This window comes from Mediterraneibacter sp. 210702-DFI.3.120, assembly GCF_020561005.1.
Lineage (GTDB): Bacteria > Bacillota > Clostridia > Lachnospirales > Lachnospiraceae > Mediterraneibacter > Mediterraneibacter faecis.
Genome location: NZ_JAJCNG010000107.1, coordinates 1 through 264, shown reverse-complemented (window position 1 = coordinate 264; position 264 = coordinate 1). Strand labels below are relative to the sequence as shown.

1 protein-coding gene is annotated in these 264 nt (G+C 43.2%); it reads right to left on the bottom strand.

Going from position 1 to position 264, the window contains the following annotated elements:
* Positions 1–264 (bottom strand): DUF933 domain-containing protein (locus tag LI162_RS15415; protein WP_227156892.1); only part of this gene is annotated, 264 nt, incomplete at both ends.

Genomic DNA, 264 nt, shown 5'->3' with positions numbered 1-264 from the left:
AGCTGCTTGAGGTGCCTTGATTCCCTTACGGAACGTCCACGCACGAACTTCTTGTTCACCAGCTGTAAAGTAGGTAGCTAAGCCTAACAAATCGTACGCCGCACGAATCAATTGATCTAAGCCAGATTGTTCAATGCCCATTGCTTCTAAAAATTCAGCCTTGTCTTCTTCAGAATCTAATTCAGCAATTTCTTCTTCTGCTCGCGCACTAACCACGATTACTTCCGCATTTTCACTAGTTGCAAAATTACGAACTTGTTGTAC